General features: G+C 75.1%; 13 protein-coding genes and 1 pseudogene. 8 read left to right on the top strand and 6 right to left on the bottom strand.

The window, feature by feature from the left end; genetic code table 11:
- Window positions 1-17 precede the first annotated feature (17 nt).
- The gene (locus tag Ae150APs1_RS03920) at window positions 18-1457 is read left to right on the top strand and encodes an ABC transporter permease subunit (protein WP_249266204.1); all 1440 of its coding nucleotides are present in this window, start codon (window positions 18-20) and stop codon (window positions 1455-1457) included.
- Window positions 1454-2554, top strand: a complete 1101-nt coding sequence (locus Ae150APs1_RS03915) for an ABC transporter ATP-binding protein (RefSeq protein WP_075295850.1) — start codon at window positions 1454-1456, stop codon at window positions 2552-2554. The genes Ae150APs1_RS03920 and Ae150APs1_RS03915 overlap by 4 nt, the downstream gene beginning before the upstream one ends.
- A 22-nt stretch (window positions 2555-2576) precedes the next feature.
- On the opposite strand, the gene Ae150APs1_RS03910 is transcribed toward Ae150APs1_RS03915, so the two are convergent.
- On the bottom strand, window positions 2577-3458 hold the full coding sequence (locus Ae150APs1_RS03910; RefSeq protein ID WP_238592030.1) for a fatty acid desaturase: 882 nt from the start codon (window positions 3456-3458) through the stop codon (window positions 2577-2579).
- A gap of 221 nt (window positions 3459-3679) precedes the next feature.
- Between Ae150APs1_RS03910 and Ae150APs1_RS03905 the strand changes: the two genes are divergently transcribed.
- The 3 genes from Ae150APs1_RS03905 to Ae150APs1_RS03900 all read left to right on the top strand — a co-directional run bounded on the left by Ae150APs1_RS03905 (window position 3680) and on the right by Ae150APs1_RS03900 (window position 6297).
- Window positions 3680-4588, top strand: coding sequence for an oxaloacetate decarboxylase (locus Ae150APs1_RS03905; protein WP_075295848.1), 909 nt, complete (start codon window positions 3680-3682; stop codon window positions 4586-4588).
- Between the two features lie 257 nt (window positions 4589-4845).
- Window positions 4846-4995 (top strand): hypothetical protein, encoded by a 150-nt coding sequence (locus Ae150APs1_RS32585; protein WP_170918900.1) that lies wholly within the window; start codon window positions 4846-4848, stop codon window positions 4993-4995.
- Between the two features lie 813 nt (window positions 4996-5808).
- Complete coding sequence (locus Ae150APs1_RS03900; RefSeq protein WP_139316796.1) at window positions 5809-6297, top strand: hypothetical protein; 489 nt, start codon at window positions 5809-5811, stop codon at window positions 6295-6297.
- A 13-nt stretch (window positions 6298-6310) separates the two neighbouring features.
- Here the strand turns inward: Ae150APs1_RS03900 and Ae150APs1_RS03895 are convergent, their stop codons facing one another.
- The 5 genes and pseudogenes from Ae150APs1_RS03895 to Ae150APs1_RS03870 form a co-directional block, all read right to left on the bottom strand.
- Entirely contained in the window at window positions 6311-7435 is a 1125-nt protein-coding gene (locus tag Ae150APs1_RS03895) for a glycerate kinase (protein ID WP_075295844.1), read from the bottom strand.
- Entirely contained in the window at window positions 7432-9246 is a 1815-nt protein-coding gene (gcl, locus tag Ae150APs1_RS03890) for a glyoxylate carboligase (protein WP_075301647.1), read from the bottom strand. The genes Ae150APs1_RS03895 and gcl overlap by 4 nt, the downstream gene beginning before the upstream one ends.
- 9 nt (window positions 9247-9255) lie before the next feature.
- A pseudogene (locus tag Ae150APs1_RS31880) lies at window positions 9256-10122 on the bottom strand (2-hydroxy-3-oxopropionate reductase); the annotation flags it as partial.
- The gene (locus Ae150APs1_RS03875; RefSeq protein ID WP_083679918.1) at window positions 10119-10934 is read right to left on the bottom strand and encodes a TIM barrel protein; all 816 of its coding nucleotides are present in this window, start codon (window positions 10932-10934) and stop codon (window positions 10119-10121) included. The pseudogene Ae150APs1_RS31880 and the gene Ae150APs1_RS03875, both read right to left, overlap by 4 nt.
- 21 nt (window positions 10935-10955) lie before the next feature.
- On the bottom strand, window positions 10956-11348 hold the full coding sequence (locus Ae150APs1_RS03870) for a gamma-glutamylcyclotransferase (protein WP_010228201.1): 393 nt from the start codon (window positions 11346-11348) through the stop codon (window positions 10956-10958).
- A 196-nt stretch (window positions 11349-11544) separates the two neighbouring features.
- Between Ae150APs1_RS03870 and Ae150APs1_RS03865 the strand changes: the two genes are divergently transcribed.
- Genes Ae150APs1_RS03865 through allB form a run of 3 tightly spaced genes read left to right on the top strand, consistent with a single transcriptional unit; the run spans window position 11545 to window position 15215 of the window.
- Window positions 11545-13044: an NCS1 family nucleobase:cation symporter-1 gene (locus Ae150APs1_RS03865; RefSeq protein ID WP_075295842.1), complete on the top strand. Its 1500-nt coding sequence runs from the start codon at window positions 11545-11547 to the stop codon at window positions 13042-13044.
- Between the two features lie 48 nt (window positions 13045-13092).
- On the top strand, window positions 13093-13818 hold the full coding sequence (locus tag Ae150APs1_RS03860; protein ID WP_010228205.1) for an aspartate/glutamate racemase family protein: 726 nt from the start codon (window positions 13093-13095) through the stop codon (window positions 13816-13818).
- Window positions 13815-15215 carry an allantoinase AllB gene (allB, locus tag Ae150APs1_RS03855; protein ID WP_083679917.1) on the top strand — a complete coding sequence of 467 codons (1401 nt, stop codon included), beginning with the start codon at window positions 13815-13817 and terminating at the stop codon, window positions 15213-15215. Before Ae150APs1_RS03860 ends, allB begins: the two co-directional genes overlap by 4 nt.
- The last annotated feature ends 9 nt before the right edge of the window (window positions 15216-15224 follow it).

Below are 15224 nucleotides of genomic sequence, written 5' to 3'. Positions count from 1 at the left end.
TGCCGCTCGTCTGGCTGGTGGTCCGCGTCGGGGAGGCCGCACCCGAGCGGGTCCGGTCGCTGCTCGTCCGCGAGCGCACCCTCCAGCTCGCGGTGAACTCCGGTGTCCTCGTGCTCGGCGTGTCCGCCGGCTGCCTCGTCCTCGGCCTCGGGACGGCGGCGCTGCTGGTCCGCCTCCGGCTGCCCTGGCCGCGGCTGTGGTGGGTGCTCGCCGCGTTGCCGCTGGCCGTGCCGTCCTACCTGCTCGCGTTCGCCGTGCTCGCCGTGCTCGCCGTGCGGCCGGCGGCGAGCGGGCTGGTTCCGCTCACCCTGGTGCTGGTGGCCGCCTGCACCCCGTACGTGACGCTGCCCGCGGCCGCCGCGCTGCGGGCCGCCGACACCGGCCCCGAGGACGTCGCACGCACCCTCGGCCGGGGCCCGGTCGCCGCGTTCTGCGCGGTGACGCTGCCGCAGGCGCTGCCTGCGGCACTCGCCGGGACACTGCTCGCCGCGCTGTACACGCTGTCGGACTTCGGGGCGCCCGCACTGCTGCGCTACGAGTCCTTCACCTGGGCGGTCCGCGCCGCCTACGAGGGCGCGATCGACCGCACCGGCGCCGCGGTCACCGCCCTGGTGCTGGCGGTGCTGACGCTGCTGCTGGTCGTCGCGGAGCGCGCGGCCCGGCGCCGGTTCACCCGGGCCCGCGCGACGACGGCGACCCATCGGGTGCCCCCGCACCGGCCCGGTGCCACCGTGCGGGCGCTCTGCGTGGCCGGGCTCGGCACGGTCGCCGCACTGACCCTGCTCGTGCCACCCGCGGTGCTGGTGGGACGGATCGTGGCGGCCGGTGGTGTCGGTGTCGACCTGCCCCGGCTGCTGACGGCGGCGGGCTGGACGCTGCTGCTGTCCGGCGCCGCTGCGGTGCTCGCGGTGCTCCTGGCCCTGCCGGTCGGGGTGCTGGCCGCGCGCCACCGCTCGCGCGTCGTGGCCGCCGTGGAGTCGGTGGCCTACCTGGGGCAGGGGCTGCCGGGCGTCGTTGTCGGGTTGTCGCTGGTGTTCCTGTCGCTGGCCGTCGTGCCCGGGCTCTACCAGACGGCGCCGGTGCTGGTGTTCGGCTACGCCCTGCTGTTCCTGCCGAAGGCGCTGGGGGCGGTGCGGTCGTCGGTGGAGCGGGTGCCGGTGGAGGTCGAGGAGGTGGCCCGCACGCTGGGGCGCAGCGCGTCCGGCACGTGGTGGACGGTGACGGCGCGCCAGGCGTGGCCGGGGGTCGCCGCGGGCGGGCTGCTGGTGACGGTGACGGCGATGAAGGAGCTGCCCGCGACGCTGATGCTGCGCCCGACCGGGGTGGACACGCTGGCGACCGAGCTGTGGGCGCAGACCGCCCGCGGTGCCTACGGGGCGGCCGCCCCCGCGGCGCTGGCCCTGCTGCTGCTGGCGTGCGTGCCCGCGGCACTGCTGGTCCGGGGGGACCGGGCATGACAGCGGGGGTGACAGCGGGGACGACGCTGTCGGTGCGGGGGATCGTCGCGGGGTACGGCGGCGCGCCCGTCCTGCACGGGGTCGACCTCGACGCCGGTCCCGGCGAGCTGGTGTCGGTGCTCGGGGCGAGTGGCAGCGGGAAGACCACCCTGTTGCGGGTGGTCGCGGGGCTGCACCGGCCGGACGCCGGGACCGTCGGCCTCCTCGGGACCGACGTCACGGGCACGCCCGCCGAGCGGCGCCGGGTCGGCCTCGTCCCGCAGGACGGCGCCCTGTTCTCCCACCTCGACGTGGCCGGCAACGTCGGGTTCGGGCTGCGGGCCGGTGGCCCCGGGCGGTGGCGGCAGGTGGCCGCGGTGCGTGCGGTGCGGCGCCGCCGGGTCGGTGACCTGCTGGAACTGGTCGGGCTGGCGGACAAGGGGGCCCGGATGCCGCACGAGCTCTCCGGCGGGGAGCGGCGGCGCGTCGCGCTGGCCCGCGCGCTCGCACCGGAGCCGGCGGTCGTCCTGCTCGACGAACCGTTCTCCGCGCTCGACGCCGGCCTCCGCGACCAGGTCAGGGCCGACGCCGTCGCGGCGCTGCGTGCGGCGGGGAGCACCGCCGTCCTGATCACCCACGACCACCGCGAGGCGCTCTCGGTGAGCGACCGGGTCGCCGTCCTCGACGGCGGCGTGCTGGTCCAGACCGCGAGCCCTCGCGAGCTCTACATCGCCCCGGTGACCGCGCGGGTCGCCGGGTTCGTCGGCGAGGCGTCCCTGCTCCCGGCCCACCGCACCGGCGGCGTGGCGACGACGGTCCTGGGTCGCGCGCCGATCCGTCCCGGAACGGCGCCGGGCCCGGACGGCGCGGTCGTCGTGGTGCTCCGCCCGGAGCAGGTGCTCATCGACGGGCCGTCCGCGCCGGGGACATCGGCCGTGGTGGAGCGCGTCGAGTTCGGCGGGGAGGCACTGCTGGTCTCGGCACGTCCGGACGGACCGGCAGGACCGCCGGTACGGGTACGGACGGCCCCGGGGGAGCGGTGGGCACCCGGCGACCGGTGCCGGCTGCGGATCGACGGCGCGGTGCACGCCGTCCCGCCGGCGGCGACCGAGGGGTGACCCCGGGTGCCGCCCGGAGCGGTCAGGCCGTGGCGTCCTCGGTCCGGTTCGCCGCGAGCCGCGCGAGCCGCTTCTCGGTCGGCCACCGGACGTCGTGCGCCCAGCCGAGCCGCTCGAACAGCCGGATCGTCCCGGCGGAGATGTCGATCTCGCCGCGGCCTGCGCCGTGCCGCGCCGACGTCGGGTCCGCGTGGTGCATGTTGTGCCACGACTCGCCCATGCTCGGGATGGCGAGCAGCCAGACGTTGGTCGACCTGTCCCGGGCCCGGTAGGGGCGCTCGCCGATCATGTGGCAGATCGAGTTCGTCGACCAGGCCACGTGGTGCGAGACCGCGACGCGCACCAGCCCGGCCCAGAAGAACGCGGTGAACGCGCCCCACCAGGACCAGGTCACCAGGCCGCCGACCACACCCGGGCCGAACACGGACAGGATCGTGAGCAGGGTGAAGCCGCGGTGCACGCGGTCGATGTCGGGGTCGGCCAGCAGGTCCGGGGTGAACCGGCGCTGGTCGGTCAGCGAGCGGTCGAAGATCCACCCCATGTGGGCGTGCCAGAACCCGCGGACCAGCGCGGAGGGGGAGGTGCCGTACCGCCACGGCGAGTGCGGGTCGCCCTCGGCGTCGGCGTAGGCGTGGTGCCTGCGGTGGTCGGCGACCCAGTGCCGGACCGGTCCCTGCACCGAGAGGCTGCCGGCGACCGCCAGCGCGATCCGCAGCGCCCGGGTCGCCTTGAACGAGCCGTGCGTGAAGTAGCGGTGGAAACCGACCGTCACGCCGAGCATCGACACGACGTACATGCCGATCGCGAGCCCGGCGTCCAGCCAGGTCAGGCCCCATCCCCAGGCGAGCGGGACGGCGGCGACGAGCGCGATCGCCGGGACGATCGCGAAGGCGTAGACGAACAGGTGGGGGACGGGATGGCGGAGACGGTCGGAGAGGTCGCGCGGGGCGACGGGCCGGGGGGCGGTCACGACGTCCGATCATTCCGGGCCGCACCACCGCGGACAGTGGGGAGAACCCCCGTCCCCGGGACGTCGCGACGAGGGTGTCACCCGGCCGGATCCCTGCGTGCGTCCGTGCGGTGCACAGGGTTCACTCACCCCTACGACGACGGAAGGAGCCACCTGTGGCCGACCTGATCAGCCACCCCGCCCCCGGCGACCGGCGTGCCCGGCTGCGCGCCCTGCTCGACGAGGGCGGGCCCGTGCTCGCCCCGGGCGCCTACGACGCGCTGTCCGCCCGGCTCGTCGAGCAGGCGGGTTTCGACGCGGTCTACATGACCGGTTTCGGGACGACGGCGGGCCTGCTCGGCCGTCCGGACGTCGGGCTGCTGGGCGGGGCCGAGATGGCCGCGCACGCGGCCCGGCTGGCCGACGCCGTCGACCTGCCGCTGATCGCCGACGCCGACACCGGCTACGGCAACGCGATCAACGTCATCCGGACGGTCCGTGACTACGAGCGGGCCGGGGTGGCCGCACTGCACCTCGAGGACCAGGTGATGCCGAAGCGGTGCGGGCACCTCGCCGGCAAGCAGGTGGTCCCGGCCGGGGAGATGGCGGCCAAGATCCGGGCCGCGGCCGACGCCCGCACCGATCCGGACCTGCTGATCATCGCCCGGACCGACGCCGCCGCCGTCGACGGACTCGACGCGGCGATCGACCGGGGGCGCCGGTTCGCCGACGCCGGTGCCGACCTGCTGTTCGTGGAGGCGCCGACGTCGGAGGCCGACATCGAGACGGTCGCCACAGCGCTGCAGGGGCACAGGCTGGTGTTCAACTGGGCCGAGGGCGGACGGACCCCGCCGCTCTCCCGCGACCGGCTCGCCGAGCTCGGTTTCGCCCTGGTGCTGTTCCCCGTCGGCACGTTGCTGGCGGCGACCGCGGGCATGACCGAGCTGCTCGCACGCCTGAAGGCGGACGGGACCCCGGCCGGGATGCTCGACCGGCTCGGCGGGCTGGACGCGTTCGCCGAGCTCGCCGGCATCGGCGAGATCCGCGATCTGGAGCAGACCTACCGGGCCGGCGACGGGGGCTGACCCGTACCCCGGCAGGCGGGAGTCCGAACACGGACCGTTCCGGAAATCGGGACCGGTTGCGTCCCGGCGGGTGGCACCGGACGCCACGAGTGGCACCCGGGGTGTGTCATCACCCACACTCGGACGGTCCGGCACGCCGGTCCGCCGACCTTCCCGAGGCGGCCCTGCGGCAGGACGTGTCCAGTCCCGGCCCTGGCGGTGAACCCATGCCTCAGAACACTCCCCGACTACGAATATGCGAGCGGTGCTGGTCGACCGTGGCGGAAGGATCCGTGTGCCGGATCTTCCGCCACGCCGACCCCGCCGCACCCACCGAGATGCCGACCTTCAGCTACCGGCACCTCGACGGTGACCCCGAGTGCACCGGCGCCCAGCAGCTCGACCTCGGGACGGGGGAGGTCGCGTGAACGGGCCCGCCCGCCGGCGCCGGCTGCCGCTGCCGGCGCCGGTCCCGCCGCCCCCGCTCCCGCCGCCGGCCCCGCCGCACGTCGAGCACCTGCGCGAGAACCTGCGACGTGTCCTGGCCGGCCTGCAGTGGCCCGCCTGTCGCTGGCAGGTCATCGCCGAGGCCGAGGCGTGGGGAGTCAGCGGAGTGCTGCGCAACCAGCTCGCGCCCCTTCCCGACGGGCGCTACCCGTCGCTCGAGTCGATCCTCGAGATGCTGGCCGCGGTGGCGCGCGGCCGTCTCCGGACCGGGCCCCCCGCCCATGCCGGGGGCCGAGCACCGGCACCGCGGCGACCACGGCGTCGCGCACGTCGTCGCGCACCGGCGGATCGCACCGCGCCCGCCCGTCGTGCCGCGCTCCGGCCGCACGCCCGCCTGACCCCTGTCCGGCCGACCGCCGCGCGGTGCGTCCCGGCCCCGTGCGCGGTCTGCGGCCTCTCACGACGGTGGCCGGGGCCGGCGGTCCCGAGCGCGCCGACCCCGACCGGGGTACCACCCGCCCGCTCCCCAGCGGCAGGTGGCGGGTCCGTCGTCGGCCGGTGCGACCGACCCGACGAGAGTGCGCCCGTGCTCCGGTGCTCGTCAGGGCCGAAAGTCCTCCCGGCACCGGTTCCGAAGCCCGGTGATGTGTATCACACTCGTTCCGGTGGGTCGCGGCCGGCCCGTCGTGCGGACGACCGGACCGGTCGTCCGCCCGTGGGTGTGGACGCTCCGGCGCCGGGTAGGTCCCCCCGGCGGGCCGTCCGTGCCCGCGACGACGGCGAGGGAGGACGACGTGCAGGTGGATCCGGGGATCGGGCTGGCGGTCGAGACGGCGGCACCCGGGGTGCGGCTGGTCCGGGTCAGCGGACGGCTGGACGGCCCGGGTGTCGCCGCGCTCGGGCGTCTCCTCGACGCCCAGCGCGCGTGCGGCCGGGTCCCGGCGCACCTGGTGGTGGACGTGACCGGGGTGACCGAGTTCGACGGCACCGCGGTCGAGACGCTCGGCTCGCTCGTCGGCGGCACCCGCGGCGGGGCCGTGCACACCCACCTCGCCGGGTGCGGCGGCCGGGCCGAGCTGCTCCCGCTCCCGGCCCGCAGGGTCCTGCTGCGGTGCAGCGCGTACCCGTCCGCGGAGGTCGCGGTCCGCGAGCTCGCGGGGTCCCGCGAACCCGGCGGGACCGCCGGCGTCCCCGCGCCGCGGCGCGCGGACACCCACCGGGTCGACGGGCCGGGCTCCGGCGCCCTGGCCGCCCGGGACCGGGTGGTGGCGACGGGCGGGTGACCCGCCCGCCCTCCTACACAAGGCGGGCGATCGTGGCGCCGACCCGGCGCAGCAGCCGGGCGGCGTCGGTCATCGCCTCCGACCGGTCGGAGGCGAGGTCGACGAGGGCGTGCGCGGCACGGAACCCGGCCGCGCGCACGGCCGCCGGATCGAGCGCGACCTCCCCGGCTACGGCGACGACCGGGACCCCGGCCGCCCGTGCCGCGGCGGCGACACCGGCCGGTGCCTTGCCGTGCAGGGGCTGGCCGTCGAGCCGGCCCTCGCCGGTGACGACGAGCCCGGCGCCGCCGAGCGCGTCGTGGAAGCCGGTCAGGTCCAGCACGGTGCCGAGGCCGGGCCGCAGCGTGGCGCCGCACAGTGCGGTCAGCCCGAGCCCGGCCCCGCCCGCGGCGCCCGCGCCGGTCCCGCCCGCGAGCGCTGCCGGGTCGCGGCCTGCCGCTCCGGCGACGACGTCCGCCCACCGGGAGAGCGCCGCGTCGAGCGCGGTGACCTGTGCCGGGTCGGCGCCCTTCTGCGGGCCGTAGACCGCGGCGGCGCCGTCCGGCCCGAGCAGCGGGTTGTCGACGTCCGCGGCGAGGACGATCCGGGTGCCGCGCAGCCGCGGGTGCAGCCCGGTGAGGTCGATCCGGTCGGCCCGCGCGAGCGCGGCGCCGCCCGGCGGGAGGTCCCGGCCGTCGCAGTCCAGGACGCGCGCACCGAGCCCCCGCAGGACCCCGGCGCCGCCGTCGGTCGTCGCGCTGCCGCCGAGCCCGACGACCAGCTCCGTCGCCCCCGCCCCGAGGGCGTGCGCGAGCACCGTGCCCAGCCCCTCGGTCCCCGCCCCGAGCGGGTCCGGGACGCCGCCGGGCAGCACCGCGAGCCCCGAGGTGGCGGCCAGCTCGACGAGCGCCACCGCACCGCGACGGGCGTAGGTCGCGGGGAGCGGGGCACCGGTGGGCCCGGTCGAGGGCACCGTGACCGGTGTCCAGCCCGCGGCCAGCGCCGCAGCCACGGTGCCCTCGCCGCCGTCGGCGACCGGGCAGCGCCGGACCTCCCGGTCCGGCGCCACCCCGGCGATGCCGTCGGCGAGCGCGGCGGCGACCCCGGCCGCGTCGAGCGAGCCCTTGAACTTGTCCGGTGCCAGCAGGATCGCGCTCACCGGCGGTGGCCGACGGCGGTCGGCGCGTCCTCCGGTGTGTGCGCGAGGTCCTCGAACTCGGTCACCGCGTCGATCTCGGCGGCGCCCATCGCGATGTTCGTGACCCGCTCCAGGACGACCTCGACGACCACCGGCACCTTGTGCTCGCGGGCCAGCTGCGACGCCCGGTGCAGGGTGGGCTCCAGCAGCTCCGGGTCGGCGACCCGGAGCGCGACGCAGCCGAGCCCCTCGGCGACCCGGACGTGGTCGACGCCGTAGCCCTTCGGCAGCGCGCTCTCGGGATCGGCGTTGATGTTGTCGAAGCCGAGCTGCACCTCGAAGTCCATGTCGAACGCCCGCTGCGCCTGCCGGATCAGCCCCAGGTAGGAGTTGTTGACCACGACGTGGACGTAGGGGACGCCGAACTGGGCGCCGACCGCCAGCTCCTCGAGCATGAACTGGAAGTCGTAGTCGCCGGACAGCGCGACCACCGGCGTCGACGGGTCGGCCACGGCGGCACCGATCGCGGCCGGGATCGTCCAGCCCAGCGGGCCGGCCTGGCCGCAGTTGACCCAGTGCCGCGGCCGGTAGACGTGTAGGAACTGGGCGGCGGCGATCTGCGAGAGCCCGATCGTCGTGACGTAGCGGGTCTCCGGGCCGAACACCCGGTTCATCTCCTCGTACACCCGCTGCGGCTTGATCGGGATCTCGGTGAAGTGGGTGCGCCGCAGCAGGGTCGCCCGCCGCTCCCGGCACTGTGCCGCCCACTCCGAGCGGTCGGGCAGCGTGCCCGCGTCGCGCCGGCGGCGGGCCTCGTCGAGCAGCACCCGCAGCGCGGCGCCGGCGTCGGAGACGACGCCGTAGTCGGGGGCGAACACCCGGCCGATCTGGGTCGGCTCGATGTCGACGTGCACGAACCGGCGCCCGCGCCGGTAGGTGTCGAGCCCGCCGGTGTGCCGGTTCGCCCACCGGTTGCCGATGCCGAGCACGACGTCGGACTCCAGGAAGGTGGCGTTGCCGTAGCGGTGCGCGGTCTGCAGCCCGACCATGCCGGCGGCCAACGGGTGGCCGTCGGGGATCGTGCCCCAGCCCATCAGCGTCGGCACCACCGGCACGCCGAGCACCTCGGCCAGCTCGACGAGCTCGGCGCTCGCGTCGGCGTTGACGATCCCGCCGCCCGCGACGATCACCGGCCGCTCCCCGGAGCAGAGCAGGTCCAGCATCCTCGACGCCTGCGCCGGGGTGGCAGCGGGCCGGTGCACCGGCAGCGGCGTGTAGGTGTCCGGGTCGAACTCGATCTCGGTCTGCTGCACGTCGACCGGTAGGTCGATCAGGACCGGGCCGGGCCGCCCGGACCGCATCAGGTGGAACGCCTGCGCGAACGCGCCCGGCACCTGCGCGGCCTCCAGCACCGTCATGGCCATCTTCGTGACGGGTGCGGCGATGGCCGTGATGTCGACGGCCTGGAAGTCCTCCTTGTGCAGCCGCGCGACCGGCGCCTGCCCGGTGATCGCCAGGATCGGGATCGAGTCGGCGGCCGCCGAGTACAGGCCGGTGATCATGTCGGTGCCCGCGGGGCCGGACGTCCCGATGCAGACGCCGATGTTCCCCGGGCCCGACCGCGTGTAGCCCTCGGCCATGTGCGCGGCGCCCTCGACGTGCCGGGCCAGCACGTGGCCGATGCCGCCCGCGCGGTCGCCGAGCTCGGCGCGGCGGCGGCGCATCGCCGCGTAGAACGGGTTGATCGCCGCCCCCGGGACGCCGAAGGCCTGCGTCGCACCCTCGATCTCCAGGATCCGCACGGCCGCGTCGACGGCCCGCATGCGCGTCACTATCTCCGCCCCGTTCAGGCGCGCGACCGTGCGGAACAGGGCCGAGTGGTCGAGGTCGCCGTCGCCCGCCGCGCGGGTCGCGGCGACGAGCTGGGCGACCAGGGCCGCCACCGGCGTGACGACCCCGGCGCTGCGTGACGCCTCTGACACGATGCCCATGTCCTTGTGGTGCAGGTCGATCCGGAAACCGGGACCGAAGTCGCGGTCCAGCATCTTCGGCGCCTTCGGGTTCAGCACCGCCGATCCGGCGAGCCCGCCGCCGAGCACCTCGACCGCCGCCGGGAGGTCCGCGCCGTGCGCCTCCAGGAACACCAGCGCCTCCGCGAGCAGCGCGATGTTGCCCGCGACGATCAGCTGGTTCGCGGCCTTCACCGTCTGCCCGGCGCCGCTCGGCCCGACGTGCACGACGGTCTTCCCGACGACGTCGAGCAGGGGGCGCGCGTCGGCGACGTCGGCCTCCGCGCCGCCGACCATGATCGAGAGAGCGGCGTTCTCGGCGCCGGCCTGCCCGCCGGACACCGGCGCGTCGATCATCCGCAGCCCCCGGTCCGACGCCTGCGCGGCCAGGTCGCGGGCGACGTCCGGCCGGATCGTCGAGAAGTCCACGATCAGCGTGCCGGGCTTCGCGGCGTCGAACACCCCGTCGGTGAGGACGGAGGTGACGTCCGGCGAGTCCGGCAGCATCAGCGCGACGACGTCGGCACCGTCGACGGCCTCCGCGACCGACCCCGCCGCCCGCCCGCCTGCCTCGACCAGCGCGCGGGTCTTCTCCGGGCTGCGGTTGAACCCGACGACGTCGTGCCCGGCCGCGGCCAGGTGGCGGGCCATCGGACCGCCCATGATCCCGAGTCCGACGAACGCAACGGTCCTGCTCATGCGCGTGCTCCTTCCGGGCGGGCGAGCCAGGCGAACGGCTCGGAGGTGGTGGGCTTGTACTCTAGCGAGATCCGGCCGCGGTAGCCGGCGGCGTGCACCCGGTCGACGAGGCCGGCGATCGGCAGACCGCCGGTGCCGGGCTCGCCGCGTCCCGGGGCGTCGGCGATCTGGACGTGGCCGATCCGGCCGGCGTACCGGTCGATCGCGGCTGCGGGGTCGTCGCCGTTCACGGCCAGGTGGTAGACGTCGAGCAGCAGCCGGACGTCGTCGGACCCGACCCGGTCGAGTACCGCGACGGCGTCGGCCGCGGTCCGCACCGGGTAGGCGTCGACCCCGCTGACCGGCTCCAGCAGCGCGACCGCGCCGATCCGGCCGGCCGCGCGCCCGGCGAGGGCGAGGTGCTCGGCGGCGAGCTCGTCCTGCGCCTCCGGGGCGACGCCGGGGATCCGGTTGCCGTAGAGGGCGTTGAAGCCGGTGGTCCCGAGCCGGGACCCGATCCCGACCGCGACCTCGACGTTGTCGGCGAACGCGGTCGCGCGGTCCGGGTCGGACAGGATCCCGCGCTCGCCGGCGGGCATGTCACCGGCGGCGAAGTTGAGCCCGGTGAGGACGACACCGGCGTCGGACACCGCGGTCACGAACGCGTCGACCTCGTGGTCGGACGGGACGGGCCGGTCGAACGGCCACCAGAACTCGACGGCGTCGAACCCGGCCGCCGCGGCGGCCGCGGGCCGTTCGAGCAGCGGGACGTCGCCGAAGACGATGGAACAGTTGACGGTCAGGGGGAGGGGCGTGGACGGGAACGTGGACACAGTGCCTCCTCGTCGAGGGCGTCAGGCGGGGTCGGGCAGGCCCTTGTAGGCCCGCCACCCGCCGTGCGCGGTGATGTCGGTGAGCTCGTCGGCCTGCCGCTCCAGCACGCCGGGCCGCAGGCCGACGGCGAGGACGTCGCGGCCGTCGTCGAGCTCGACGACGGTCAGCTCCAGCTCCGGCGGCTCGTCCGGAAGGAAGTCGGTGCGGATCGCCGAGAGCGGGACGTCGTAGATCTCCCCGGCCAGCGGGACCCCGCCGGACGGGTCCTCGAGCAGTGCCGGGAACCCGTCGCGCACGGAGTACATCCGGTAGTGCGGGGCGGTGCGCACGGCCCCGAGGAAGGGGTGCGCGGACACGTTGTGGTGCAGCCGTCCGCCACGCATCGCGTCGCCGGAACAGAAGAGAGCGGTCACCGAAGCCTCCGAGTAGATTTCACAATGCGGAAAGTTGTTTCCGTAGTGCGGTGAGAATCGCAACACGGCCGGTCAAGGCTGTCAAGCGCCGCCGGTCGGCGGCGACCCCTTGACGGCGTCGTGACCGCCGCCATAGCGTGATTCCGCCAGACAAGAGAACGGTTCCGTATCGCGGAACCGGCGGAGAGGTGGCCCGATGACGCGCCCCGGTACGACCGGCACCTCCGCCGAGCAGGACGCCGTCCCCGGTGATCTCAGCTCGCGGCTGTACAACCACGACCTCGCCCCGACCCGCGTCGATGGCCGGTCGTGGAAGGCCTACAACATCTTCACGCTCTGGGCCGTCGACGTGCACAGCCTGGGCAACTACGGCTTCGCGCTCGGCCTGTTCGCGCTCGGTCTCGGCGCCTGGCAGATCATGGTGTCGCTGGGCATCGGGGCGCTGCTGCTGTTCGTCCTGCTGACGGTCGCCGGGTACATGGGCTGGCGGACCGGGCTGCCGTTCCCGGTGATGAGCCGGATCTCGTTCGGCGTCCGGGGCGCGCAGCTGCCGGCGATGGTCCGGGGCGTGGTCGCGATCGCCTGGTTCGGCATCCAGACCTATCTCGCCACCCAGGTGCTCACCGTGATGGTGCTGGCCGTCGCGCCCGGCGCCGGGGCGCTGGAGGAGGTCTCGTTCCTCGGCCTGTCCGCGCTCGGCTGGATCTGTTTCCTGGCGCTGTGGGTGATCCAGGTGGGGATCCTGCTGTACGGCATGGACGGCATCCGCCGCTACGAGGCGTTCGCCGGGCCGGTCGTGCTGGTCACCCTGGCCGCGCTGGCCGGCTGGATGCTCTGGCAGACCGGCGGCGACATCGCCTGGTCGGTGCCCGAGCCCCTCACCGGGGGCACCATGTGGGTGCAGATCCTCGCCGGTGCCGCACTCTGGACGGCGATCTACGGGACGTTCGTCCTCACCTTCTGCGACTTCACCCGCAACTCCACCAGCACGTCGGCGATCCGCCGGGGCAGCTTCTGGGGGATCCTGCCGAACACGCTGTTCTTCGGGTTCGTGGTCGTCGTGCTGGCCGGTGGCCAGTTCCGGATCGACGGGCAGGTGATCTCCAGCCCGAGCGACGTCGTCGACACGATCCCGAACACGCCGCTGCTGCTGCTCGCCTCGGCCGCGCTGCTGGTCCTGACGGTCGCGGTGAACCTCATGGCCAACTTCGTCGCGCCCTGCTACGCGCAGTCCAACCTGATGCCGACGGTCCTGGACTTCCGCCGGGCCGGGATCGTCAGCGCCGTGCTCGGCCTGGTGATCCTGCCGTGGAACCTCTACGACAACCCGGTCGTGATCGTCTACTTCCTCGGCGTACTGGGCGCGCTGCTCGGGCCGCTGTTCGGGATCGTGATGGCCGACTACTGGCTGGTGCGGCGCGGCCGGGTCGACGTGCCCGCGCTCTACTCGGAGGACCCGGACGGCGCCTACCACTACCGAAGCGGGGTCAACCTGCGCGCGGTCGCGGTCTTCGTCCCCTCGGCGGCCCTGGCCGTCGTGGCCGGGTTCGTCCCCGCGATGGAGGCCGTCGCACCGTTCTCCTGGTTCCTCGGCGCCGCGGTCGCCGCGATCGGAACGGTCCTGGTCGCCCCGCGCGGCGCGGACTACCGTGCCGTGTCCGGCGAGCACATCGCGGTGCGGTCCTCCGAGCACTGACCACACCGACCCCCGCCCTCCCGAGTCGCAACGGAAGGACTGTGCGACATGCGGATCCTCGTCGTCAACGTCAACACCACCGAGTCGGTCACCGAGGCGATCGCGGCGTCGGCGCGTGCTGTCGCCGCGCCCGGGACGGAGATCGTCGGGCTCACGCCGCGGTTCGGCGCCGAGTCCGTCGAGGGCAACCTGGAGAGCTACCTCGCCGCCGTCGGCGTCGCCGACGCCGTCGCCCGCTACCGCGAGCCGTTCGACGCGGTGATCCAGGCCGGCTACGGCGAGCACGGCCGCGAGGGTCTGCAGGAGATGCTCGACGTACCCGTCGTCGACATCACCGAGGCGGCTGCCGCCACCGCGATGTACCTGGGGCACCGCTACTCGGTGGTGACCACCCTGGACCGCACGGTCCCGCTCATCTCCGACCGCCTGCTGCTGGCCGGGCTGGACCGGCGGTGCGCGTCGGTCCGCGCGTCCGGGCTGGCGGTGCTCGAGCTGGAGGAGGACCCGGCCCGGGCGGTCGCGGCGATCGTCGCGCAGGCCCGCCGGGCGGTCGCCGAGGACGGCGCCGAGGTGATCTGCCTCGGGTGCGGCGGGATGGCCGGCCTGGAGGAGAAGGTCCGTGCCGAGACCGGCGTGCCGGTCGTCGACGGTGTCCCCGCCGCCGTCACCGTGGCGGAGTCGCTGGTCCGGCTCGGTCTGTCCACCTCGAAGTCCCGCACCTACGCGGCCCCGCGCACCAAGAAGATCACCGGATTCCCCCTGGAGGCATCGTGACGAGCTACGACCTGGTGGTCCGCGGGCGGCGGATCATGACGACGGCGGGGGAGCAGCCCCGGGAGGTCGGAGTCACCGGGGGGCGGATCGTCGCGATCGAGCCGCTGGGCAACGGCCTCGACGGCACCCGGGTGATCGAGCTCGCCGACGACGAGGTGCTGCTGCCCGGGCTCGTCGACACCCACGTGCACGTCAACGAGCCCGGCCGCACCGAGTGGGAGGGCTTCGCCTCGGCGACCCGGGCCGCCGCGGCCGGCGGGGTCACCACGATCGTCGACATGCCGCTGAACTCCATCCCGCCGACGGTCGACGTCGCGGCGCTGGAGGTGAAGCGCAAGGTCGCCGCCGACCAGGCCTTCGTCGACGTCGGGTTCTGGGGCGGCGCGGTGCCGGGCAACGCCGGTGACCTGCGCGGCCTGCACGACGAGGGCGTCTTCGGCTTCAAGTGCTTCCTGCTGCACTCCGGCGTCGACGAGTTCCCGCCGCTCGACGCGGACGAGATGGAGCGGGACATGGCCGAACTGGCCACGTTCGACGCCGTCATGATCGTCCACGCCGAGGACTCGCGGGCGATCGAGAAGGCGCCCACCCCGCACGGTTCGGCGTACGCGTCGTTCCTGGCCTCGCGGCCCCGTGGCGCGGAGAACCTCGCCATCGCCGAGGTGATCGAGCGGGCCCGATGGACCGGGGCGCGGGCGCACGTGCTGCACGTGTCGTCGTCGGACGCGCTGCCGATGCTCGCGACCGCGCGCCGCGACGGCGTCCGGATCACCGCGGAGACCTGCCCGCACTACCTGACGCTGTTCGCCGAGGAGATCGCCGACGGCGCCACCACACACAAGTGCTGCCCGCCGATCCGGGAGGCGTCGAACCGGGAGCTGCTCTGGGAGGGGCTGCTGGAGGGGACGATCGACTGCATCGTCTCCGACCACTCGCCCTCCACGGCGGAGCTGAAGCTGCTCGACTCCGGGGACTTCGGGCTGGCCTGGGGCGGGGTGTCGTCGTTGCAGCTGGGGCTGTCCCTGGTGTGGAGCGAGGCCCGGCGGCGCGGCATCGGGCTGGAGCAGGTCGTGCGGTGGATGGCGGCCAAGCCCGCCGAGCTGGTCGGGCTCACCTCCAAGGGGAAGGTCGCACTGGGCTACGACGCCGACCTCACCGTCTTCGCCCCGGACGCCGCGTTCGTCGTGGACCCGGCCCGGCTGCACCACAAGAACAAGGTCAGCGCCTACGCCGGCCGGTCGCTCGCCGGCGTGGTCCGCCGGACGATCCTGGCCGGTCACGACGTGGACACCGGAGCGGGCGCGGTGCCCCGGGGCCGGCTGCTGCGCCGCGGGTCGGTGGAGCAGGTCGTGGAGCGGGCCGCCGAGGTCCACGCCCCGGCGCCGGACGAGGGCTAGACTTCCGTC

Origin of the sequence: Pseudonocardia sp. Ae150A_Ps1, from assembly GCF_001932315.1 — a bacterium.
Taxonomy (GTDB): Bacteria; Actinomycetota; Actinomycetes; order Mycobacteriales; family Pseudonocardiaceae; genus Pseudonocardia.
This window is presented reverse-complemented; position numbering and strand designations above follow the sequence as displayed.

What these genes read in the sequence shown, in the direction of transcription:
- Ae150APs1_RS03915 (WP_075295850.1), top strand. Translation starts at nt 1,454, where the DNA reads ATGACAGCGGGGGTGACAGCGGGGACGACGCTGTCGGTGCGGGGGATC.
- Ae150APs1_RS03865 (WP_075295842.1), top strand. Translation starts at nt 11,545, where the DNA reads ATGACGCGCCCCGGTACGACCGGCACCTCCGCCGAGCAGGACGCCGTC.
- Ae150APs1_RS03860 (WP_010228205.1), top strand. Translation starts at nt 13,093, where the DNA reads ATGCGGATCCTCGTCGTCAACGTCAACACCACCGAGTCGGTCACCGAG.